General features: G+C 72.9%; 18 protein-coding genes. 7 read left to right on the top strand and 11 right to left on the bottom strand.

Annotation, left to right across the window (positions count from 1 at the left end; genetic code table 11):
* Nucleotides 1-2,507 (bottom strand): amino acid adenylation domain-containing protein (locus tag ACZ5GT_RS15360; protein WP_469022059.1); only part of this gene is annotated, 2,507 nt, incomplete at its 3' end.
* Nucleotides 2,508-2,890: 383 nt separating this feature from the next.
* Nucleotides 2,891-3,817, bottom strand: coding sequence for a LysR family transcriptional regulator (locus ACZ5GT_RS15355; RefSeq protein ID WP_469022056.1), 927 nt, complete (start codon nt 3,815-3,817; stop codon nt 2,891-2,893).
* A 94-nt stretch (nt 3,818-3,911) separates the two neighbouring features.
* On the opposite strand from ACZ5GT_RS15355, the gene ACZ5GT_RS15350 reads away from it, so the two are divergent.
* Both ACZ5GT_RS15350 and ACZ5GT_RS15345 read left to right on the top strand, forming a co-directional pair.
* On the top strand, nt 3,912-4,922 hold the full coding sequence (locus tag ACZ5GT_RS15350; protein WP_469022076.1) for a DMT family transporter: 1,011 nt from the start codon (nt 3,912-3,914) through the stop codon (nt 4,920-4,922).
* The gene (locus ACZ5GT_RS15345; RefSeq protein ID WP_469022051.1) at nt 4,892-5,389 is read left to right on the top strand and encodes a YbaK/EbsC family protein; all 498 of its coding nucleotides are present in this window, start codon (nt 4,892-4,894) and stop codon (nt 5,387-5,389) included. Before ACZ5GT_RS15350 ends, ACZ5GT_RS15345 begins: the two co-directional genes overlap by 31 nt.
* Nucleotides 5,390-5,435: 46 nt before the next feature.
* Here the strand turns inward: ACZ5GT_RS15345 and ACZ5GT_RS15340 are convergent, their stop codons facing one another.
* Nucleotides 5,436-6,254: an NAD(P)H-binding protein gene (locus ACZ5GT_RS15340; protein WP_469022048.1), complete on the bottom strand. Its 819-nt coding sequence runs from the start codon at nt 6,252-6,254 to the stop codon at nt 5,436-5,438.
* A 77-nt stretch (nt 6,255-6,331) separates the two neighbouring features.
* Between ACZ5GT_RS15340 and ACZ5GT_RS15335 the strand changes: the two genes are divergently transcribed.
* A complete protein-coding gene (locus ACZ5GT_RS15335; RefSeq protein ID WP_469022043.1) occupies nt 6,332-6,934 on the top strand; it encodes a TetR/AcrR family transcriptional regulator in 603 nt (200 codons plus the stop codon).
* Nucleotides 6,935-7,000: 66 nt separating this feature from the next.
* Here the strand turns inward: ACZ5GT_RS15335 and ACZ5GT_RS15330 are convergent, their stop codons facing one another.
* The 4 genes from ACZ5GT_RS15330 to ACZ5GT_RS15315 all read right to left on the bottom strand — a co-directional run bounded on the left by ACZ5GT_RS15330 (nt 7,001) and on the right by ACZ5GT_RS15315 (nt 11,450).
* The gene (locus tag ACZ5GT_RS15330) at nt 7,001-7,714 is read right to left on the bottom strand and encodes an exonuclease domain-containing protein (protein WP_469022040.1); all 714 of its coding nucleotides are present in this window, start codon (nt 7,712-7,714) and stop codon (nt 7,001-7,003) included.
* A 118-nt stretch (nt 7,715-7,832) separates the two neighbouring features.
* Nucleotides 7,833-9,080, bottom strand: coding sequence for an SAV2148 family HEPN domain-containing protein (locus tag ACZ5GT_RS15325; RefSeq protein ID WP_469022037.1), 1,248 nt, complete (start codon nt 9,078-9,080; stop codon nt 7,833-7,835).
* A 102-nt stretch (nt 9,081-9,182) separates the two neighbouring features.
* The gene (locus ACZ5GT_RS15320; protein ID WP_469022032.1) at nt 9,183-10,571 is read right to left on the bottom strand and encodes a copper amine oxidase; all 1,389 of its coding nucleotides are present in this window, start codon (nt 10,569-10,571) and stop codon (nt 9,183-9,185) included.
* 54 nt (nt 10,572-10,625) lie between these two features.
* Complete coding sequence (locus ACZ5GT_RS15315) at nt 10,626-11,450, bottom strand: Tat pathway signal sequence domain protein (protein ID WP_469022029.1); 825 nt, start codon at nt 11,448-11,450, stop codon at nt 10,626-10,628.
* A gap of 202 nt (nt 11,451-11,652) precedes the next feature.
* Here ACZ5GT_RS15315 and glgX point away from each other — a divergent pair, with 202 nt between their 5' ends.
* Both glgX and treY read left to right on the top strand, forming a co-directional pair.
* Nucleotides 11,653-13,893 (top strand): glycogen debranching protein GlgX, encoded by a 2,241-nt coding sequence (gene glgX / locus ACZ5GT_RS15310; RefSeq protein ID WP_469022026.1) that lies wholly within the window; start codon nt 11,653-11,655, stop codon nt 13,891-13,893.
* A gap of 129 nt (nt 13,894-14,022) precedes the next feature.
* The gene (treY, locus tag ACZ5GT_RS15305) at nt 14,023-16,380 is read left to right on the top strand and encodes a malto-oligosyltrehalose synthase (protein ID WP_469022021.1); all 2,358 of its coding nucleotides are present in this window, start codon (nt 14,023-14,025) and stop codon (nt 16,378-16,380) included.
* Nucleotides 16,381-16,807: 427 nt separating this feature from the next.
* On the opposite strand, the gene ACZ5GT_RS15300 is transcribed toward treY, so the two are convergent.
* From ACZ5GT_RS15300 to ACZ5GT_RS15290, 3 genes are all read right to left on the bottom strand, one after another.
* The gene (locus ACZ5GT_RS15300) at nt 16,808-17,224 is read right to left on the bottom strand and encodes an SSI family serine proteinase inhibitor (RefSeq protein ID WP_469022018.1); all 417 of its coding nucleotides are present in this window, start codon (nt 17,222-17,224) and stop codon (nt 16,808-16,810) included.
* Nucleotides 17,221-18,570, bottom strand: coding sequence for a M14 family zinc carboxypeptidase (locus tag ACZ5GT_RS15295; RefSeq protein WP_469022011.1), 1,350 nt, complete (start codon nt 18,568-18,570; stop codon nt 17,221-17,223). Before ACZ5GT_RS15295 ends, ACZ5GT_RS15300 begins: the two co-directional genes overlap by 4 nt.
* 216 nt (nt 18,571-18,786) lie before the next feature.
* Nucleotides 18,787-19,338, bottom strand: coding sequence for an FHA domain-containing protein (locus ACZ5GT_RS15290; protein ID WP_469022004.1), 552 nt, complete (start codon nt 19,336-19,338; stop codon nt 18,787-18,789).
* A 175-nt stretch (nt 19,339-19,513) separates the two neighbouring features.
* Between ACZ5GT_RS15290 and treZ the strand changes: the two genes are divergently transcribed.
* Both treZ and ACZ5GT_RS15280 read left to right on the top strand, forming a co-directional pair.
* The gene (treZ, locus tag ACZ5GT_RS15285) at nt 19,514-21,259 is read left to right on the top strand and encodes a malto-oligosyltrehalose trehalohydrolase (protein ID WP_469022001.1); all 1,746 of its coding nucleotides are present in this window, start codon (nt 19,514-19,516) and stop codon (nt 21,257-21,259) included.
* A gap of 142 nt (nt 21,260-21,401) precedes the next feature.
* On the top strand, nt 21,402-21,830 hold the full coding sequence (locus ACZ5GT_RS15280; RefSeq protein WP_469021998.1) for a hypothetical protein: 429 nt from the start codon (nt 21,402-21,404) through the stop codon (nt 21,828-21,830).
* On the opposite strand, the gene ACZ5GT_RS15275 is transcribed toward ACZ5GT_RS15280, so the two are convergent.
* Complete coding sequence (locus ACZ5GT_RS15275; RefSeq protein WP_469021995.1) at nt 21,831-22,850, bottom strand: translation initiation factor 2; 1,020 nt, start codon at nt 22,848-22,850, stop codon at nt 21,831-21,833.
* Nucleotides 22,851-22,859: the final 9 nt, after the last annotated feature.

Raw genomic sequence — 22,859 nt, 5'->3', positions numbered from 1 at the left:
CCGGTACGGTACATACGGCTTCCCCGCGGACCGAAGGGATCGGCAACAAAGCGCTCCGCCGTCAGCCCCGGCCGCCCCAGATACCCGCGGGCCAGCTGCGCTCCCGCCAGGTACAGCTCGCCCACCACGCCCGGCGGCACCGGACGCAAACGCCCGTCCAGCACGTAGGCACGGGTACCGGCCACCGGACGCCCGATGGGAACGAGTCCTTCCGCGGTCTGCCCGCAAGGCCAGCGGGTGGCCTCGATGGTCACTTCGGTCGGTCCGTACTCGTTGTGCAAGGGCACGTCGAACACGCTGCGGAAGCGGTTGACCAACTCGGCCGGGACCGTCTCGCTGCCGGTCATCACCCGGCGCAGGCCGGTGCAGGCGGCCGCGGCGGGTTCGTCGAGGAAAGCGCGCAGCAGCGTCGGCGGGAAATCCGCGGTCGTCACCCGCTCCGTCCGTACGAGGTCGGCGAGGTAGGCGGGGTCGCGGTGCCCGCCGGGCTGGGCCACCACGACGGTCGCACCGCTGACGAGCGGCCAGAACACCTCCCACACCGACACGTCGAAGCCGGCCGACGACTTGTGCAGGACGCGGTCGTCCGCCGTCAGCCGGTAGTCGCGCTGCTTGCCGTGCAGCCGGCCGACCACCGCGCTGTGCGGGACGGCGACCCCTTTGGGGCGGCCGGTGGAGCCGGAGGTGTGGATGACGTAGGCGAGGTTGCCCGGTGCGATCGCCGGGAAGTCCACAAGTTCCGCGCCGGCCGCGCCCGCTTCCTCGGTCACCAGCGGCGGACCGGCGGGGCCCATGTCGGCGGGACTGCCCGCCGCGGTCACCACGCAGACCGGTGCCGTGTCCTCGATGAGCGTCCGCACCCGCGAGGCGGGCAGTTCCCAGTCCAGGGGCACGAACGCACCGCCCGCCCGGACCACCGCCAGCAGGGCGACGATCAGTTCCACGGACCGGGGCAGCAGAACGGCCACCCTGTCGTCCGGACCGACGCCGCGGGCACGCAGCTGCCGTGCGAGACCGTCGACGCGGGCGGCCAGTTCGGCGTAGGTCAGCCGCTCACCGCCGCAGACGACGGCTTCGGCGTCCGGGGTGCGCAGCGCCTGGGCGGTGAAGAGCGCCGGCAGGGTGGTGTGTGAGTCGGTGGTGCCGGTGTCGTTCCACTCCACCAGGACGCGGTGCCGCTCGGCCGGCGTCAGGATGTCGGCCCGTCCCACGACGGGTCCGGTCGCCGGGCCGGCGAGCCGGCGCAGGAAGGAGGTGAAGCGCTCCTCCAGCGCGGCGAGTTCGCCCTGGGACCAGCTGCCGGGGTTGGCGTCGACGTCGACGCGCAGCGGGCCCGGATGCCGGGGATGGCCGCCGTAGCAGGTGAAGGAGACGTCGCTGACAGGGCCGTTGGAGAGGTTGTGGAGCGTGCCGTGCGCCCTGCCCAGACGCAGCCCCAGGTGGAAGGGCATGAGGTTGACCACCGGACCGTACAGCCGGCGGTGCGGCCCGGTGATGCCCAGGTGCCTGGCGATGTCCTCCTCACGGTGACGCTGGTGGCGCAACGCCTCCTTCATCCTGGTGCCCACGTGCCCGGTCAGGGCGTCGAACGACGTGTCGTCACCGATGGACAGGCGCAGCGGAAGGGTGTTGGACACCATCGCGGGAACCGTCAGCGCCGGCTCGCTCTGCCGGGCGGTGACGGGCAGCCCCAGCACCAGGTCCTCGGCACCTGTCACCCGGTGGACGTACGCGGCGACGGCCGCGACGAAGACCCGGTTCCAGCCGACTCCGACCCGTCGGCCCACCGCCCGCAGGTCCCTCCGGGCATCGTCGTCGAGCAGAAAGGTGCGACGCAGCGCCGCAGGGCCGGCGGGCACGGCCCCGCGGCCGAGGGCGGCGGGTTCGGACAGGCCGGCCAGATGTGTCGTCCAGTACGCGGCGTCCACGGCGTACTGCGCAGACGTGCGGTAGGCGTCCTCCTCCGCCACCAGGTCCCGAAGCGAGCCGTGCCCGGGCGGCGGGAGCGGCGAGCCGTCGAGGAGGGCCGAGTAGAGGGCGGCGATCCGGCGGGTGAGGAGGGCGGCGCTGAAACCGTCGACGGCGAAGTGGTGGCTGCGCATGTACCACCAGTGGTGCTCGGGCGCGAGACGCAGGACAGCGAAGGTCGTGGCGTCGTCGCCTCCCGGCTCGCGCGGGCAGGCCATGTCCCGGTCGATCCAAGCGCGTGCGAACTCCTCGGCGCCGTCGGTACCCGAGCAGTCGGAGAACACCTGGACCGGAGTGCGGACCGGCCCGGCCCACTGGTACAACCGGCCGTCGCGCTCCTCGGTCCTGAGGCGCAGGGCCTCGGTCTCCTCGGACACCAGCAGTACGGCCCGGTCGAGGAGATTGGTGTCCAGCGGGCCCCGGACGTCGAAGTAGAACCCGATGTTCTGAGCCGGGCTGTGCGGATTGAGCTGCTGGTCGAACCACACAGCGGTCTGAGCGGGCGTCAGCGGCAGACGCTCGTACCGATCGGACAGCACCGATGCTCCTTAAAACACGCGCGGATCGTTCCACGTGCACCGTCGGGCAGACAGAACCGACTTGGAGTTCAGAACGTCCGGCTCCTGGGACGGCACCCGCCGAACGGGCCGATGAGCCGTTGAAGGCTCCCTTCCGCATCTTCGAACGAGCACTTCGGGGAACCGGTTCACCGTGAGCCCGCGATCGGCGGCGGCTTGGGCCGATGTGCGCCACACGACCTGTTCCCCGCCTGCCCCGCCAGAAGTGGAAGCGCCGCTCGTGCGGCGAGGGAGGCAACGGCAGGCGGATCTGCGGCCGGGCCCGCGTCGAGATGCTGGGGGCACCCCCTCTGGGGGAGGGCGTGCCGGGGTCCGCGACGCCGGCACGATCCGAACGGCAGGGCCTAGGGTGCGGGCGTGCCGGCGTCGGCGTCTCGTGCCTGGATGGTGTCGGCGGCGCGGCGCAGCTCCGCCAGGACCGTGCGGACCGCCGTGCGGGCCGTGCGTTCGGGCCGGTGCAGCACGTCGATGTGGCGTCGCGCCCGCACCCCGGCGAGCGGCCGGAGGACCAGCGCGGGGTGCGGACGGGTCGTCCAGCGCGGCATCAGCGCGATGCCGCCGCCGGCCGCCACCGTCTCGGCGACCACCGCGAACTCGTTGATGCGGTGGACCAGCCGCAGCCGCCGTCCGGCCGCGGCGCCGATGGCCTCGACGGTCGCCATGACCGGAAAGCCGTCGTGCACGGTGATCCACGGCTCGTCGGCCACGTCGCGCGGGGTGACGCTGGGCTTCGCGGCCAGCGGGTGCCCGGCGGGCATCGCGACGTCCAGCGGCTCGCGCAGCAGCGTGGTCGCGGTCACCGTGCCGGGCCACGGCGGGGCGTGCTCCAGGCGGTGGGCGAGGACGAGGTCGTAGTCCCGGGTGAGGCGGGGGAAGTCCTCCTGCGGGACGTCCTCGTCGGCCAGCCGCGGCACCGGTCCGCCCGGCCCGGCGAGCGCACGCAGCAGGGGCGGGAAGAACGCGGCGCCGGCGCTGTGGAACGCCGCCACCGACACCTCCCCGTCCGGCCGGGCGACGAACTCCTCCACGGTGCGCCGGGCCCGCGCGAGCGCGGTCTCCACCTCGGCCGCGGCGCCCGCCAGCGCCTGCCCGGCGTCGGTGAGGACCAGCCGCCGTCCCTGGCGCTCGGTGAGCGGCACGGGAATCGTCCGCTGCAGCAGCCGCAGTTGCTGGGAGATCGCCGACGGGGTCACCAGCAGCGCGTCGGCGACCGCCGTGACACTGCCCAGTTCGCCGAGCTCCCGCAGGATCCGCAGCTGCCGTTCGTCCATGGCGGCAAGTGTAGGAGGTCGGTGTAGAGCTTCTAAAAGATCCTTTCAGCAAGTGGTTCTGGGCTTCATGGTCGCCGTGGTGCACGGTGGGCGGGTGTCCGACGTCCGCCGTACCGATGCGGTACTCCTCCTTGTCGCGCTCGTCTGGGGTTCCAGCTACCTGTCCGCCCAGACGGCCACGTCCGCGCTGCCCGTCCTGCTGGTGCTGTTCGCCCGCTACGCCCTCTCCGCCCTCGCCTGTCTCGCCCTCGTCGCCGGCCGGCGACGAGGGTCGCGGCGGTGGACGCGGGAGGAGGTGCGGGCCGGGGTGCCGCTGGGGCTCACCCAGGCCGCGGTCCTCGTCGTGGAGACGTACGGCGTCGCCCACACCACCGCCGCCAACGCGGGCCTGATCATCAGCCTGACCATCGTGCTCACTCCGCTCCTGGACCGCGGCGGCCGGCGTGGCCCGCTGCCGCCGTCGTTCTTCGCCGCGGCCGGCGTGTGCGTGCTGGCGGTCGCGCTGTTGATGTCCGGCACCGGCTTCCACCAGCCGCGCGTCGGTGACCTGCTGATGCTCGGTGCCGCGCTGGTGCGGGCGGCGCACGTGGCGCTCGTCGGCCGGCTCACCGCCGGCCGGGCGATCCGGCCCGCGCACCTGACGACGGTGCAGACCCTCGTCGGCACGGCGCTGTTCCTGCCCGCCGCCGCGTCCGGCCTGCCGGCCCTGACCGGCGCCGGCCCGGCGGTCTGGGCCCAGCTGCTGTATCTCGCCCTGTTCTGCAGTGTGTTCGCCTTCCTCGCCCAGACCTGGGCCGTGCAGCGCACCTCCGCCAGCCGGGCCAGCCTGCTGCTGGGCACCGAGCCGGTCTGGGCCGTCGCGGTGGGCATCGCCCTCGGCGGTGAACGCCTCACCCCGCTCACCGCCGTCGGCGCCACCATGATGGTCGCCGGCACCTACTGGGGGCAGTCCGTGGAGCGCGCGCACCGCACCGCGCCCCCGGACGAGACCGGCATCGGCACCCCCGACGCCACCGAAACCCACGACACCCACGACCCGAGCGAAATCCGCGGCACCCAGGACGAGGACACCCGATGCCGGACCACGACACCTACCAGCGTCTGATCTCCCTTCTCGACGGCTCCAGCGTCGACTACAAGCTCATCGACCACGTGCCCGAAGGCGCCACCGACGCCGTGAGCGCGCTGCGCGGGCACTCGGTGTCCGAGGCCGCGAAGTGCATCGTGCTGCGGGTCAAGGTCGACCGCCGCACCACCCGGCACGTGCTGGCGGTCGTCCCCGGTGACCGGCGCGTGGACCTGGACGCCGTACGGACGCTGTTCGCGGCACGGTACGCCGGGTTCAGCGACACGGAGACGGCCGAGCGGCTGGCCCGCGCGGTGCCCGGCAGCGTGCTGCCGTTCAGCTTCGCCCCGGAGCTGGAACTCGTCGCCGACCCCGAGGTCGTGGCGCGACCGCACCTCTACTTCAACGCCGCCCGCCTGGACCGGTCGCTGCGCATGTCGGGCGCGGACTACGCCCGGGTGGCCCGGCCCCGCGTGGCGCCGATCGCGGGCCCCGCCCCGGCCTGACGGGAGGCCGCGCGGGTGGCCCGGATCACCGCGTCGCCCCGCCGGATCAGCGGAAGGCGGCGGCGTTGCGGGTGGCCCAGTCGGCGAAGGGGCGCGGTGCACGGCCCAGGACCCGCTCGACGTCGGGGCTCACCCGGCGCTCGGCGGGCAGCGGCTCTCCGAGGATGGCGAGGGTGCCTTCCACCACCGGCTCGGGTATGAACGCGAGCATCTGTTCTCGGGCTTCCTGGCGGGTCTGCTCGACGAAGCGGACCGGTTCGCCGAGCGCGGCGCCGATCGCCGCGGCCCGCTCGCGCGGGGTGGTCGGGGCGGGGCCGGTGAGCTCGTAGACGGCGCCGGCGTGGCCGGGCTTCAGCAGCGCGGCGGCGGCGACCTCGGCGACGTCCGCCGGGTCGACCATCGGCAGGCCGACGTCGCCGAACGGGGCGGCGGCCAGCCGGTCGGCGCGGATCGACTCGGCCCAGGCGAAGGCGTTGGAGTTCAGCCCGTTGCAGCGCAGCACGGTCCGGTCGAGGCCGGAGCCGCGAAGTGCGGCCTCGAAGGCGGCGGGATGGCGGTAGGCGTCCGGGCGGGTGGCGACGCCGAGAGAGGAGACCAGGACGACCCGGCGGACGCCGCCTGCCTTCGCGGCGTCGAGGACGCCCTGCGGGTCGTCGCCGGCCACCAGCAGGAACAGCGCGTCGGCGCCGTCGAGCGCCGGGCGCAGAGCTTCGGGGTCGGCGAGGTCGGCTCGCGCATGTCGCACGTCGGCGGGGAGGTCGCGCGCCTCGCCGCGCGAGACGGCGGTCACCGTCTCCCCCGCCTCGGCGAGGATGCGGACCAGTTCACGGCCGACGTTCCCGGTGGCGCCGGTCACTGCAATCACGGGACCTCCATGTGAGTTAGTTGACTGACTTACTCGATGACCGTAGCACGCCGCACGGTGGATCTACAGTTGGTTAGGTGACCAACTCAGCGAAGCCCAGGACGCGGGCAGCCGACAAGCGCCGGCGTCTCACCGCCGCGGCGGCACAGGTCCTGCACGAACAGGGCGTCGAACGCACCACCCTCGCCGACATCGCGCGCGCCGCCGACGTCCCCGTCGGGAATGTCTACTACTACTTCAAGACCAAGGACGAGCTGGTCCGGGCCGCATTGTCCGAGCACAGCGCACATCTGGACGAACTCACCGGTTCGCTGGACCGGTTGCCCGACCCGCGGGACCGCCTCAAGGGCCTGATCGAAGCCTGGGTCGGCCGGCGCGACACCGCAGCCCGTTACGGCTGCCCCACCGGCACCCTGGCCGTCGAACTCGGCAAACGCGCCGACGGCACCCTCGACATGGAGGCCGCCGTCGTGATGCGGCGGCTGCTGGACTGGGCCGGGCACCAGTTCCGCGTCCTGGGCCTGCCCGACCCGGACGACCTCGCCGTCACCCTCGTCTCCGCCTACCAGGGCATGTCACTTCTGGCCAACACCCTGCGCGACCCGGACATCATGACCCGCGAGGGCGCCCGCCTCCTCCGTTGGGTCGACTCCTTGCAGGCGCCCCACCAGAGCCACTGACCAGAGCCACTGACCAGAGCTACTGACCAGGCGGACGATCCTCGGCCGGGCAACCGGATCCGGCCGTCAGCCCGCGTACGGTATGACAGGCCAGGCCGCAGGGACGGTCGCCTTCGGGTCAGAGGTACGCCGAAGGTATTTCTGCAGCGACTCGGCCTGCTCGGCTGCCGCGCGAACCTGCAGGTCGTGCAGGTCCGTCGGCGCCAAGGCCCCGATGCCCGAGTGCTTGACCCCCATCGACCGCGCCGCACGTGCCGCGGCCACCGCGTCCGCGACGGCGTTGTGCGCGTCATCGAGCGGCACCCCGTAGTGCGCGCAGAGGGCCTGGAGATTGCGCGGCCCCTTCCGGTACCGATCCACATGCTTGTCCAGGACCAAGGGGTCAATGACCGGTGACGCCTTTCCGTGCAACCGGTCGGCCAAAGGCGCTATCCCGTGCCGTCGGCACTCGCGGTCGAGGAGGGAGAGGTCGTACCGCGCGTTCATCACGACGAGCGGAGTTCCCGAATTCAGCACCTCGGCAACGGCCGAGGTGATCTCCTCGATCGCTGGAGCCGCCTTCATCCCGTGCTCGCGGGCCTGTTCGGTGGAGATGCCGTGGATGGCCGAAGCCTGCCGCGGGATCGACACCCCGGGGTCCAGCAGCCAGGTCCGGGGCTTCGGAAGCCGGCCGTCCGGGTCCACGTCCACCACCGCCGCGGTGACGATCCGGTCGGTCTCGATGTCCGTCCCCGTGGTCTCCAGGTCGAAGCCGACCAGCGGCTCCCGGTGCCAGCCCATCGGCGGCCCCCCTTCTCGTGGTGCTCTCCCCCAGTGGCCTCCACCATCGCACGGGCCACTGACAATCGGCGGACCGCGTTCCGCTCGTGCGGCGTTCCGCCCGGGGTGCGGGGGTGGTTCAGGACACCGGCCGCGAGTCCGTCCAGGCCAGCTCGAACTCCTCGCGATAGGTGGGGAAAAGCCCCGAATCGATCCCTTCGTCCCGATCGTCCGGCTTGACCACCCGGCTGCCGTTGCGCAGCACCAGCACCGGCGCCTCCATGCCGCGCGAGCGCCGCAGATAGGACTGCACGACGGCGACGCCGTCCGGGCCGTCCCCGTCGACGAGGTAGGCCGTGAAGCGCGGCGTCTCGTCGTACACCTGGATCTCGAAGGCGCCCGGGTCGCGCAGCCGGGAGCGCACCCGCCGCATGTGCAGGATGTTCATCTCCACCGCGCGGCTCAACTCACCCCGTTTCATTCCGAGTTCGCGCTCGCGGCGCTTGACGGCGCTGGAGGCCGGGTTGAGGAACAGCAGCCGCACCCGGCAGCCGGCGTCTGCCAGCCGCACCAGGCGGCGGCCGGAGAAGTTCTGCACGAGCAGGTTGAGGCCGATGCCGACGGCGTCGATGCGGCGGGCGCCGCCGAAGATGTCCTCGGCGGGGAACTGGCGCATCAGCCGCACCCGGTCGGAGTGCACGGCGACCACGTCCGCGTACCGGTCGCCGACCAGGTCCTCCACCGCGTCCACCGGCAGCCGGCACGCGGACGGCACGTCGCCGCTGGTGCCCAGGGTCTCCAGCAGCCTGGCCGAGGCCCGCTCGGCCTGGTTGAGGACGGCCTCCGACAGGGCCCGGTTACGGGAGACCACGTTGCGGGTGACCTCCAGCTCGTCCAGGACCAGTTCGACGTCCCGGCGGTCGTCGACGTACGGCTCGAAGCACGGCCAGTGCTGCACCATCAGCTCGCGCAACTGGGGCAGGGTGAGGAAGCTCAGCACGTTGTCGTCGGCCGGGTCGAGCAAGTAGCCCTTGCGGCGGCTGACCTCGCGTACGGCGACCGCCCGCTGCACCCATTCCTGGCCGGCCGGCCCGGCCGCGGCGACGACCCAGTCGTCGCCGTGGACCGGTTCGTAGACCGGCCGCAGCACCGCGGCGACGACCGCGCGCATCCGCTGTTCGACGAGGTTCAGCCAGATGTACGCGCGGCCGGCCCGTTGGGCGCGTGTCCGTACCTCACGCCAGGCGTCGGCGTCCCAGTCCAGCTCCGGCCCGATGGACGTCGTCTCCATCGGCCGGGCCAGCGACACCGTGCCGGGCGGGGTGTCCGTGGAGTTCCCCTCGTGACCCTCGTCACCAGGGGGCAGCTCCAGCCCTCCCGAGCCCACCCGCGCACCGCCTTCCGCTCCCCCGGGCACTTCCCGTCCCAACGATCAAGGAAGCCTACTCCGGGAGCGGTCGGCGGTGCAGCCGGATGGACAGGGTCGTTCTCAACTACGCGGCCGCCAGTGGCCGTTCTGCCACGCGAGCTCGTCCGGCGTGAGCGGATTCATAGCCGTGACGTCCCTGGGTGCGATGGCGAACCCCTGCCAGTGGATCGGCATGGGCTGCTGGTCCTCGTCCCGGGCTATGTGATGGAAGCCCACATTCATCCACACGATCGGGTGAGTGAGCGTCTGACCGTTGACCCACGTGTCGACGGACTTGCCGGAACCGGCCGGGCAGCCGCCGGTGTTGTTGCTGGCGAACTGCTCGCACTTGTTGTACTGGGTGAAGTACACGTCATGCTTGGTGAAGCCGCGCCCCGGGTACCGGGTGGTGGCTCCCGGCACGATCTCGTACGAGCGCGCGTGCCCGTCCTTGTTCTTGCCGGTCGCGCTCACCACACGCCACCAGCGGTAGGTCTTGGCGTCGCCCGCGAGTTCCTTGGTGACCTTGGTGCGGGTGGTCTTGTTGGTCGGGGCCTCCTGGCCGCGGGCGGGCGCGGTGACCTTCGAGTCGTACTGCTCCACCTTGGTCTTGGAGGAGCCGTCGAGGCCGAAGTCGAGCCGCCAGAACACGTTGTGGCTGTGGCTGGTGGCGTAGGCCTTGGCGCCCTTGCCGATGGGCCAGCCGCGGCCGTCGCCGGCGTCGTAGTCGTCGTAGGAGAGGCTGCCGGTGGCGCCGACGTTCATGGCGACCGTGCCGTCGTCCTGGAAGCGCCACTCGGTCATGTACTCGTACCAGCCGACCTGGTTGACCGTGTAGACGAGCAGGTCGGTGCCCTGCGCCTGGTAGACCTTGTTGGCGCTGTCGCCCTGCATCCGGTAGGCGTGGCCGCGGGAACGGGTGGTGGTGCACAAGCCGTTGACGTTCGGGTGCTGCGGGTCCCAGGCGTCCGGCACCTTGACGGTCTTGATGGTGCCGCCGGGGCACTCGCCCGGCGCCAGGTTGACCAGCCCCTGGGCGAAGCCGAAGCCGGTCAGGTCGTCGTACTCGACGCTGCCGTCGTCGTAGGGCACGTCGATCTGGGCCAGCCGGGCGCTGTTGAGCACCTTGATCGGGGCGCTCTCGCCCTTGGGCTGGTAGGAGACGTTGTTCAGGACGAGGCCGGCCTTGCTGTCGTAGCGCCAGCACATCCGCCAGGTCGTGCCGCCGGCGAGCTTCTGCTCGATCCGGTAGGCGGCGCTGCAGTCGGCCGCGGCAGCGGCGGCGGCTCTCGGCTGGGCGGCCGCGGCGGTCCTCGGCTGGGCGGCCGCCGGCCCCGCGCCGGTCGTCGCGCCGGCGGCCAGCGCGGCCACCGACAGGCCCACGGCAGCGCGCGTGCGGACACGGCCGGTTCCCCGCGGCCGGACGGTTCCCCGCGGCCGGACGCCGCTGATCGAACTCTCTGTGCGCATGAAGAAGTGACTCCCCTGCAGGAGATGCGAATCGGAAAGTGGACGGGCCGCGGCTCAGCGGCGGTCGAGCTCGGCGACCTTGCGGGCGCTCAGGTCGATCACGATCGAGCGGGCGTCGATCCACGGGCCGTTCTTGACCTTCGGGAACAGCCGCACGCAGCGGTGCTCGCCGCACCGGTCGAGCACGGCGGGCTGGGCGCCGGGGACCGCCCGGTACACCGCGCCGTTGAACAGCAGCTGGTCCGGGGAGGTCAGCTTCTTGCCGGTGGCGTCTTTGTAGTCCGCCCGCAGGCCGGCGCCGAGCGGGTCGGCGATCAGCAGCCGGGCCGCCTCGGCGTTCTCGGCACGGCTCAGCGGCGGCTGCACGCCGTGCTGGACACCGGTGTGCACGACCTTCCCGGTGTCGAGGTCGACGGTCCTGGTGACGAGGGTGTCGTTGCCGTAGTCGTAGAACGTCACGTCGGCGCGGCGCGGCGCGTCCGCGCCGTCGTCCGCGTCGTCCGCGTTCTCGGGGTCGGCGAGGTCGACGGTCAGGCGCTGCGCGCCGCGCTCGCCCTCCACGTTCTCGGCGTCGCGCAGCAGCTGCCGCCCGGCGGCGAGCCGCTCGGCCCGCGCCATCTCGTCGTCGGTCAGCGGATCGACGCCCCTGCCCCGGTCCCCCTCGGCGGGCGCCCGCTCGACGACGCCGGGCCGTACCGCGCCGTCACCGGCCTGCTGTCCCGCCTGCCGCGCCGCCCGGCTCCCCGCACCGGTTCCCCCGCTCTCGTCCGCCCCCGCCGTCCCCGGCAGGGTGACGGCGACCATCGCGGCGGTCCCCGCCACCGCGACGGCCGCACCGGCCACCACCTTGCCCAGATGACGGTGCACTGATCTGCGCACTATCTTCCCCCTACTCCCCCTGGTCACGGGAGTATCTGTCGCCCCACTGGTTCGGCATGACGGCGTACGTATTCGTCGGCGTACGCGTATGCACTGGTCGACCGGTAAGAGGGACGTAAGTCATAGGTGGTTCCCTCACTTTCCGGGAGACTCGGAGTGAAGGCGCCACCGAGGGCGCGCTCCACCTGAAAGAGTCGTATCCATGCAGGTCTGGCCTGGCGAGGCGTATCCGCTCGGTGCCACGTACGACGGCGCCGGCACCAACTTCGCGGTCTTCACGGAGGCCGCGGACCGAGTAGAGCTGTGTCTGCTGCACGACGACGGCTCGGAAACGGCGGTGGAACTGCGTGAGAGCGACGCGTTCGTACGGCACGCGTACGTGCCCGGGATCATGCCCGGGCAGCGCTACGGCTTCCGTGTGCACGGTCCGTACGCCCCCGAGCGCGGGCTGCGCTGCAATTCCGCGAAGCTGCTGCTCGACCCGTACGCGCGTGCGATCAGCGGCAAGGTCCGCTGGGGTGAGGAGGTGTACGGCTACCACTTCGACGCGCCCGACGAGCGCAACGACCTCGACTCGGCGCCGCACACGATGACGTCGGTCGTGGTCAACCCGTACTTCGACTGGGGCGACGACCGGCCGCCGAGGCGCGGCTACCACGAGACGGTGATCTACGAGGCGCACGTCAAGGGCCTCACCATGCAGCACCCGGGGCTGCCCGAGGAGCTGCGCGGGACGTACGCGGGGCTCGCGCACCCGGTGATCATCGAGCACCTGGTGAAGCTGGGGGTGACGGCGCTGGAGCTGATGCCGGTCCACCAGTTCGTCAACGACCACCGGCTGGTCGACATGGGCCTGAACAACTACTGGGGCTACAACACGATCGGGTTCTTCGCCCCGCACAACGCGTACGCCTCCTGGGGCGACCGCGGCCAGCAGGTCCTGGAGTTCAAGTCGGCGGTGCGGGCGCTGCACGAGGCCGGCATCGAGGTGATCCTCGACGTGGTCTACAACCACACCGCCGAGGGCAACCACCTGGGGCCGACGCTGTCCTTCAAGGGCATCGACAACCCGCAGTACTACCGGCTGACGGACGACCCCCGCTACTACATGGACACCACGGGCACCGGGAACTCCCTGCTCATGCGGTCCCCGCACGTCCTGCAACTGATCATGGACTCGCTGCGGTACTGGGTCACCGAGATGCACGTCGACGGCTTCCGCTTCGACCTCGCCGCCACGCTCGCGCGGCAGTTCCACGAGGTGGACCGGCTGTCGTCGTTCTTCGACCTGGTGCAGCAGGATCCCGTGGTCTCCCAGGTGAAGCTGATCGCCGAGCCGTGGGACGTCGGCGAGGGCGGCTACCAGGTGGGCAACTTCCCACCGCTGTGGACCGAGTGGAACGGCAAGTACCGCGACACGGTGCGGGACCTGTGGCGGGGCGAGCCGCGGGCGCTGGCGGAGTTCGCCTCCCGGCTGACGGGGTCCTCGGACCTCTACCAGTCCGACGGCCGCCGTCCGCTGGCCTCGATCAACTTCGTGACCTGCCACGACGGCTTCACCCTGCACGACCTGGTGGCGTACAACGACAAGCACAACGAGGCCAACGGCGAGGACAACCGGGACGGCGAGAGCCACAACCGGTCCTGGAACTGCGGGGCCGAGGGCGACACCGACGATCCGGGGATCCTGGAGCTGCGGAGCCGGCAGATGCGCAACTTCATCGCCACGCTGATGCTGTCCCAGGGCGTGCCGATGATCAGCCACGGCGACGAGTTCGCGCGGACGCAGGGCGGCAACAACAACGCCTACTGCCAGGACAACGAGATCGCCTGGCTGCGGTGGCCGGACGGCGAGACGCGGGGCGGCGGGTCGCGGGAGGGCGGGTCGCGCGGCGGCGGGCTGCAGGGCCGGGGGGCGCAGGAGCGCGGGACTCGGGAGCGCGCGTCGCGGGGCGGTGACGGGTCGCCGGGCGGCGGGTCGCCGGACCCCGGGCTGCTGGACTTCGCGCGGGCGATGGTCCGGCTGCGCAAGGACCATCCCGTCCTGCGCAGGCGCCGCTTCTTCCACGGACGGCCCGTGGAGGGCACCCACGACGACCTGTCCGACATCGCCTGGTTCACTCCCGAGGGCAGGGAGATGACCCAGCGGGACTGGGACTCGGCGCAGGCGTCCGCGCTGACGGTGTTCCTCAACGGCAACGCGATCTCCGAGCCGGGCCCGCGCGGGGAGCGCATCACCGACGACTCCTTCCTGCTGATGTTCAACGCCTCGCCGAAGGCGCTGGACTTCGTGGTGCCGGTCGACCACGGCCGGCAGTGGCAGGTGGTGGTCGACACCGCCCGCACGGACGGGGTGCCGCCGGGCACCGGGCAGAAGGTGCAGGCCGGCGACCGGCTGACGCTGATCGACCGGAGCCTGACGGTGCTGCACCGGCCGGTGTAGCGGGACTGCGGCGGGACCGCGGCAGGACGGCAGCCGGGACGGCCCGCACGCGTGCGCGTGCGGGCCGTCCCGCCGCCGGTGGAGCAAGACGGTGACACGAAGGGCGGCTGGGCGGGTACGTAGCTTTCCATGACATCTGAGCGACCCGACCTCACGGTGCCCACGGCGACCTACCGGCTGCAGTTGCAGCCCGGCTTCCCCTTCAAGGCCGCGGCGGCCGCCGTGCCGTACCTGGCCTCGCTCGGCGTCTCGCACCTGCACCTGTCCCCCGTGCTGGAGGCCGTGCCGGGCTCGATGCACGGCTACGACGTCGTCGACCACGCGCGCGTGCGCGAGGAACTGGGCGGCGAGGAGGGCCTGCGCGCGCTGGCGCGCACCGCGCGGGAGCACGGGCTCGGCCTGGTGGTGGACATCGTGCCGAACCACATGGCGATGTCGCCGCGGCACAACCACGCCCTGTGGGAGGTGCTGCGGGAGGGCCCGAAGTCGCCGTACGCGCGATGGTTCGACATCGACTGGGAGGCGCAGGGCGGCCAGGTGCTGCTGCCGGTGCTCGGCGGTCCCCTCGGCGAGGAGATCGGGCAGCTGCGGGTCGACGGGGACGTCCTGCGCTACTACGACCACGTCTTCCCGCTGCGGGAGGGCACCGCGGACCTGCCGCTGCCACAGCTGCTGGACGCCCAGTGGTACCGGCCGGCGTGGTGGCGGCTGGCCCGCACCGAGCTCAACTACCGGCGGTTCTTCAGCATCTCGGAGCTGATCGGGGTGCGGGTGGAGGACCCGGAGGTGTTCGAGGCCACGCACGCGACGGTCCTGCGGCTGCTGCACGAGGGCGTGATCGACGGGCTGCGGGTGGACCACCCCGACGGACTGGCCGACCCCGACGGCTATCTGCGGCGGCTGCACGAGGCGACCGGCGGCCGCTGGACGGTGGTGGAGAAGATCCTGGCGGACGGGGAGCACCTGCCGGCCTCCTGGCCCGTGGCGGGCACCACCGGCTACGACGCCCTGCGCCACGTGGACGGCCTGTTCACCGATCCGGCCGGGTCCGTGGAGCTGCTCGACGGGTACCGGCGCTTCGCGGCCCCGGAGCCGGACCGCGGCGGGGACTGGGCGGCGACGGTGCGGCGGGCGGCGTACAAGGTGCTCACGCACGAGCTGGCCACCGAGATCGACCGGCTGACGCGGGTGGCGAGCCGGGTGTGCTCGACGTCGCCCGACCCGGTGCTGCGCGACCGGGCGCCGTGGGCGCTGCGTACCGCGCTGGAGGAACTCCTGGTCCGCCTGGAGGTCTACCGGCCCTACGCCTCCGGCGACGCCTCCTCGGTCGTCACCGAGCAGGCCGCGACCGAGGCGCGGCTCGCCTTCGTGGTGCCGGAGGAGGCGGGGGCGGTGGACGTGGTGCGCGGCCTGGTGCTCGGGCGGTACGGCGACGGGCCCGACCACGTGGAGTTCCGGGCCCGGTTCGCGCAGACCGCGTCGGCGCTGCGCGCGAAGTCCGTGGAGGACACGGCGTTCTACCGCTACGTGCCGCTGCTTTCGGCGACCGAGGTGGGCGGCGAGCCGGGGCGTCCCGCGGTGTCCGCGGCGGATTTCCACGCCTACTGCGCGCGCCTGCAGCGGGACTGGCCGGCGACGGGGACGGTGGTGTCCACGCACGACACCAAGCGCAGCGCCGACGTGCGGGCGGCGCTGGCGGTGCTCACCGAGTGCCCGCAGCGCTGGGCGGACGTCCTGACGGAGGTGACGCACAACGGCGCGGGCGCGCCGGACGCGCAACTGGCGTGGGCGGCCTGGCAGACGGTGTTCGGGCTGGGGCCGGCGGACGAGGAGCGGGTGCGGGGCGCGCTGCTGAAGCACGTGCGCGAGGCCGGGCTGCACACGAGCTGGACGGAGCAGGACGCGGCCTACGAGGAGGCGGTGGCGTCGTTCGTCGCGGCGGGGCCGTGCGGCGCGCCGGGTGCGCGGATCGCCGCCCTCCGGGACGCCCTGGAACCCCACATCCGGGCGAACGTCCTGGGCACCGCGCTGGTGCACCTGACGATGCCGGGCGTGCCGGACGTCTACCAGGGCACAGAGGCCGAGTACCGGGCGCTGGTGGACCCGGACAACCGGCGGGCGGTGCGGTTCCCTCCCGAGGATCCGGGCGACAAGGGCGCGGTGACGGCGGCGGCGCTGAAGCTGCGCGCCCGGCGGCCCGGCGCCTTCGGGTCCACGGCGACGTACCAGCCGCTGACGGCGGAGGGCGCGGCGGCGGCGCACTGCGTGGCGTTCGCACGCTCCGGCGAGGCCGTCACCGCCGTCACCCGGCTGTCACTGGGGCTGTCCCGCGCGGGCGGCTGGGGCGACACCGAGCTGTCCCTGCCGCCGGGCCGCTGGTCCGACCTGCTGTCCCCGGAACGCCGGTTCACGGGGCGCGTGCGCGTGGCCGAGCTTTTCGAGCGGCTGCCGGTGGCCCTGCTGGAACGGGTGGAGACGGCCGACTGAACAATGACCCCCACCGGCCCTTCCTGCCCCCGGGCCACGGCACGGCACCGCAGGGGGCGGCCGCGCCCGCTCCGGATGGCGGCAGACGGACGGAGACGCCGACGCCCGCGCGCACGGTCCCTCCCCGTTCCGGCCACGACACCGCAGAGGGCCGTGCCCGCTGCCGCGAAGCCGGACAACGGCACGCGCGCGAGGGCGGCGTGCGGCTGCGACGCCGGGCGGGGCACTCCGCACGCGAAGGCAGCGCACGGCCGCTACACCCGGCAACGGCACGCGCGCGAAGGCGGCGTGCGGCTGCGACGCCGGGCGGGGCACTCGCGCGGAGGCGGAGTGCTGCGAGCCGGGCAGGGGCAGGCGCGCGGAGGCGGGTCGTGCGGCCCCCGCAGGGGGACCGCGACCGTCGCCGCGCGCGATCCCGTGCCGCCGGTCAGTCGTCCAGGGCGAAGACCGGCCCGGTGCGGGCTTGCAGGACGCAGGAGTTGGCGTAGGTGTGGGTGTAGTCGATCCGACGGCCGTGCCACTGTCCGCGGGCCTGGACCGTCACCGGGGCGTAGACCATCGGGCACACGGCGTTCCGTGCCGGGAGGGCGCCGATGTCGCCGTCGACGGCGGCCAGGTCCGCGCACGCCTCGGCGGCGCGGGCGTGGCCCCCGGGCGGGTCGCACAGCAGCAGCGCGTCGCGGCCGGCGCCGGCGGGGGCGTCGCCGTGGGCGACGGTGAGGTAGAGCCATTCGTCCGGGGCATGGTGCCGGGCGGCCGCCTGTGCGGGGGCGGCTCCGGCGAGGAGGAGGGCGGCGGCCACGGATACGTCCCGTACCGCTTTCGCCTTGAGGCTGGTCTTCATTCCCCATGCATCGGCACGGCGGCCTGCGCACCCCAGCCCGGCTCACCCGAACGGGAGGCGGCGGGCGCGCGCCGGGCGGCCAGTTCGAACGCCGCGCGCACCACCCGCGTCTGGTACTCGGCCTGACGCGCGACCGGTATCCAGTGCGCCGAGCAGCCGTCGCGGTAGTCGGCGCACCACTCGTCGATGAGCCGGTCCAGTTCCGGCAGCGCGCCGGCCGGGTCGCCCCCGGCGCCGGTCAGGAGCTGGTGGAGCAGTCCGGCCGTCCGCAGGGCGATGCGCCGCCCGGCGATGCGCAGCGCGGTCAGGTGGGCGGTGCTCAGCGGCGGCAGCGGGCGTGCGACATCCGCGACGTCGGGGTCCCAGGTGTCCGCGAGGCGTGGGGAGACCAGCAGGTAGTCGTCCACCGGGGCGAGCAGGCGGGCCGTGTCGGGCACGTCGGCGAGGTACGGCCGGACGCGCGCGAGCAGCCGCCCCAGCAGCCGGGTGTCGCGCCGCAGCGTGCGGCTGGCGGTGCGCAGCACGGCCGCCGCGTCGGCGGGCGGGGAGCCGTCCTCCACGGCGGCCACCCCCCACATGGGCGCCTCCACGACCGCCGTGACGGTGCCGTGCCGGTGCGGGTGGTACCAGGTCGACTCGACGGCCGCCTCGGTGATCGCGGCGACCAGGTCGCCGGGCTGCGGCGGCGGGATGCGGTGGACGGCGGGACCCAGGGTCGGCCAGTACAGGGTGTCGTACGGGCCGAGCTCGCGCGGGACGCCGAGGCGGGCGGCGGCGTGCGCGACGCGCGGGGCGAGTCCGGGCAGGTCGTCGGTGAGCTCGACGAAGCCGCCGCCGACGTCGACGCCGTGCAGGGAGCACTGCAGGAAGGGGCGCAGCTCGTCCTGGAGGGCGAGCAACGTGCGGGTCTCCGGCAGGGCGGCGGCCGCCGCGCCGGCGGGCAGCCATTCGGGCTGTTCCAGGAAGCCCGGCCGGAAGAAGTTCCGGAAGTACCGGCCGAGCGTGTACGGGCCCTTCAGCCACATTTCGTTGCGGCGCAGGCCGTCGGGGTCGAGGCACAGCAGCAGGTTCCAGGTGGCGTCCGCGCCCTCGGTGAGCAGCGGGTCGGCCAGCGCGCGTTCGGCCAGCCGCAGCGCGGTCGCGCCGCCGACCGGCTCGTTGGCGTGCGGTCCGGCGACGACGAGGGCGTGACGGCTGCCGTGCCCGACGGACAGCAGCCACATCGGGGTGCCGGCTCGAGAGGTGCCGACGCGGCGCAGCCGCGCGTCCCCGGGACGACGTGCGACGAGTGCCGCGGCGCGGGCTCCCAGCTCGTCGACGGTCGGGTAGCGGAGGAGGGGCGTCAAGGCACACCTCCACTGTGCGGCGTCGCCGGTCGCATCGGGGATACATGGCGTACGCACAGTCAGTCACGAGTTGTCGGATACGTCAACACTGCGGAGAAGAAAGCCATTTGAGCCATCACCGCAGGCGAGCGCGGCATCATGCTCAGGCCAAGGCTGGGACCGGGACTGGGACCGGGGTTGGGGCCTGGGCCCGGGCCGGGATCGTGGGTACGACGTTCAGCCGACCGCGAGCCGGAACGACATCTTGCCGAACCCGACCTGGTCGCCCTCGCGCACGACGGCCGCGCCGATGACGCGCCGGCCGTTCACCGTCGTGCCGTTGGTCGAGCCGAGGTCGCGCAGCAGCCAGGTGCCGCCGTGCCGGCTGAGTTCCGCGTGCACCCGCGAGACCGTCTCGTGGGTCAGGCGCAGCCCGTTGACCGGGTCGCGGCCTATGCGCAGCGGGTGACCGTCGCCCGGATGGGGCAGCAGCAGCTTGGGCAGGCGCTCGATCTGCCAGGCCCTGCGCAGCCGTACGGTGAACCCGGAGACCGCCTCGACGGAGCCGAAGACCACGCGCGAGAAGCGGCTCTCGCGCGGGAGGTCGGCGGTGAGCGCGGCGAGCTCGTCGGCACGGCGGGCGGCGAGGGCGAGCTCCATCCGGCGGACGAACGTGTCGTGCGACAGCCGTCCCATGGCGACGCCGTCGCGCAGCACCTGCAGCGCCTTGTCGCGCTCCGCGTCGGAGAGCCGCGCGGGGTAGGTGGAGAACTCGAAGGACGACGTCACATCCGTGATTGTCGGTCAGGGGACCAGCGGGTGTCCAGAAGACGGGAAAACGGCCCCCGCGCGCAGGCCCGGCGACGACACTCGCCGCGAAAGGCCGGATGCGAGGGCGGATCGATCTCGTTTGAAGCACCATGGACGGGCTACATCACGGTGAGCAGACGAAGGGGAACCGTCCGTGCAGTTCGAGGTGTGGGCACCGAAGGCCGGCCGTGTGACGCTCCATTGCGACGGCGCCACGCGCGCGTTGGAGCGCGATCCCGAGCGGGAGGGCTGGTGGGTCGGCGAGGCCGAGGCGCAGGACGGCTCGCGGTACGGGTTCGCCCTGGACGACGGCCCCGTGCTGCCCGATCCGCGCTCCCGCCGGCAGCCGGACGGGCCGGACGGACCGAGCGCCGTCGTCGACCAGGGCCGCTACGCCTGGCGCACGGAGTGGGCCGGGCGCCCGCTGCCCGGCGCGGTCCTGTACGAGCTGCACGTCGGCACGTACACCCGCGAGGGCACCCTGGACGCGGCCGCCGAACGCCTCCGGCACCTCGTCGACCTGGGCGTCACGCATGTCGAGTTGATGCCCCTGTGCCCCTTCCCCGGGCGGCACGGCTGGGGGTACGAGGGCGTCTCGCTGTGGGCCGTGCACGAGCCGTACGGCGGGCCCGAGGCGCTGAAACGGTTCGTCGACCGGGCCCACGAACTCGGCCTCGGCGTGGTCCTGGACGTGGTGCACAACCACCTGGGGCCGTCGGGCAACTACCTGCCGGAGTTCGGCCCGTACTTCACGGACACCCACCACACCCCCTGGGGGGTGGCCGTGAACCTGGACGCCCCGGGGTCGGACGAGGTGCGCGCCTACCTGCTGGGCAGCGCTCTGGCGTGGCTGCGCGACTACCGGCTCGACGGGCTGCGGCTGGACGCGGTGCACGCGCTGAAGGACACCCGCGCGTGCCACTTCCTGGAGGAGCTGTCGACGGCCGTCGACGGCCTCGCGGCGGAGGCGGGCCGCCCGCTGTTCCTGATCGCCGAGTCCGACCTGAACGACCCGCGGCTCATCACCGCCCGCGAGGAGGGCGGCCTCGGGCTGCACGCGCAGTGGAACGACGACTTCCACCACGCCCTGCACACCGCGCTGACCGGCGAGTCGCAGGGCTACTACGCCGACTTCGCGCACGCCGGACTGGGCGCGCTGGCCCGGACGCTGACGAACGGCTACTTCCACGACGGCACGTACTCCAGCTTCCGCGGCCGGCACCACGGGCGCCCCCTGGACCGCACACGGGTGGCCGGCCACCGGCTCCTCGGCTACAGCCAGACCCACGACCAGGTCGGCAACCGCGCCCAGGGCGACCGGCTCGCCGCCTCCCTCTCCCCCGGCCTGATCGGCTGCGCCGCCACCCTCACGCTGACGGCGCCCTTCACGCCGATGCTGTTCATGGGCGAGGAATGGGCGGCCGGCACCCCCTGGCAGTTCTTCACCGACCACACCGACGCCGAGCTCGCCGAGGCCGTACGGCGCGGCAGGCGGCGGGAGTTCGCCGCGCACGGCTGGGCCGAGGAGGACGTGCCCGACCCGCAGGACCCGGCGACCCGCGACCGCTCCTGCCTCGACTGGAGCGAACCCGAGCGCGAGCCGCACGCGCGCGTGCTGGCCTGGTACCGGCGGCTGATCGCGCTGCGGCACGAGCAGCCCGACCTGACCGACCCCGACCTCGGCGACATCAAGGTGGCCTACGACGCCACCGAACGCTGGCTCGCCTTCCGGCGCGGCGACGTCCGGGTGGCCGTCAACCTCGCCGAGAAGCCGGCCGCGATCCCCCTCGGCCCCCGCGAGGCGCGCGTGCTGGCCGCGTGGGAGCCCGTCGACCCGCCGGGCGCGGACGGGGTGCTGCACGTACCGGCCCGGTCGAGCGTGGTCCTGCTGCAGGGCTGACCCGGGCCTGCCACGACGGCCGGTGAAATGCGGTGCGCAGCGGGCCCCCGCAGGCCGGCAGCGGCTCCTGGACGGGCCGGAGGGCCCTGCCCGGCCTGGGAGAATGGAGCGTCCATTCGTGGTACGAGTCGCAGGGGGACGCATGGCCGAGGACGTGGTGGAGACTACGGCGGAGAGCGGGGGACCGGCCGGACTGCCGGAGGCCCTCTGCAGGGAGATGGACCGGGAGATGCGTCGCTGGCGGGTCGGGACCTTCAACTACGGACTGACGTACTACCTGAGCCGGATCCTGCTCATTCTCGCCAGTGCCGTCGTGGCCGCCGACCAGAACCTGGGCGGCGGCCACGGGAGTTCGCTGATCAAGTGGGTGCCGGCGCTGGCGCTGATCGTGGCGGTGATGACCGCGGTGGACACCTGGCTGAAGCCCCAGCAGAAGTGGCACGGCTTCATGGAGTCACGAGACGCCCTGGCGGACCTCCTGATCCAGGCCGAGGCCGGGATGCCGGCCGATCAGGTCCGGGCCAGGTTCCTCAAGCTGCGCCAGCAGCATCGGGTACGGAACATCTTCTGATCACGTGTGCTCCTGGAGCCGCCGCAGCGCGCGGCGCTCGGCGGCCTCCACGTCCAGCCGGCCCGACGGGCTGCCGCCCCGCGCGATGACGGCGGCCCGGACCAGAGCCAGGTAGAACAGGGCGGGCGCGCAGGGCGTCCAGATCTTGTCCGGGTCCTTCTCCAGGAGGAAGTCGAGCACGCTGTCGGGATCGGCCGGAACGAACCGGAACTGGTCGTGCTCCCACTTGTCCTCGACGCCCCGGCTGCGGCGGGCGACGAGGTCCTTGGCGCTGAGGTCCGTCAGTACGGCGCGGTAGAAGGCGGCCCACTGGTGGTTGCGCAGATCGAGCGCGAAGGCGAGCAGTTCCAGCTGGACGTCGTCCCCGTCCTGGACGGCGAGCTCCTCACGCAGGGCGCGGTGCGCCACGGCACTGAGGCTGATGGGCCCGCCGTCCTTGGGCACGTCATGGATCGCGGCGAGCCCCTCGTTGACCGAGGAGTTCCAGCGCTGCTTGTTGTGACCCTCGACGTGCACGCTCCGGCGTGCGAAGACCATCATCCGGTCGCGCCCCGTCTCCACGGCGACGTTGACGCCGAAGCTGCAGGAGAGGAAGGACGGCGCCTCCACCGGGTCGGAGTTCGTCAGGTACTGCGAGCGCAGGGTGGCGGAGGCGTCCTGCTCCTCCAACGGCCGGTCCAGGTTGACCGAGGTGGCGAGGAAGTCGTAGTAGTCCGCGTCGCACAGGCTGATCCGGACCTGGGGCTCCTCGTCCTCGTCGGTCCGGGAGAGGATGACGCTCTCCACGGCGAACCGCGGGTTGTTCCAGGCGAACCGCTCGCCCGCCGCCTGCCTGCGTTTCTGCTCGGCCTCGATCTCCTGGCGCCATTGCTGGACCCGCACCGGAAGGTCCACCCGGCGAAGGCCCGCCTCATAGATGACCGTGACGTTCTCCTCGCGGATCGGGCGCGTGCCGTCTCCCTCGAAGATGTGACAGTCCGTCTCCATGTCCCCGATGACGAACGCGTCGCGCTGATTCATTCGGCCTCC

Source organism: Streptomyces sp. NPDC031340, assembly GCF_055569945.1.
Note: the sequence above shows the minus strand (reverse complement) of the source record. Positions and strands in the feature narration are given on the sequence as shown.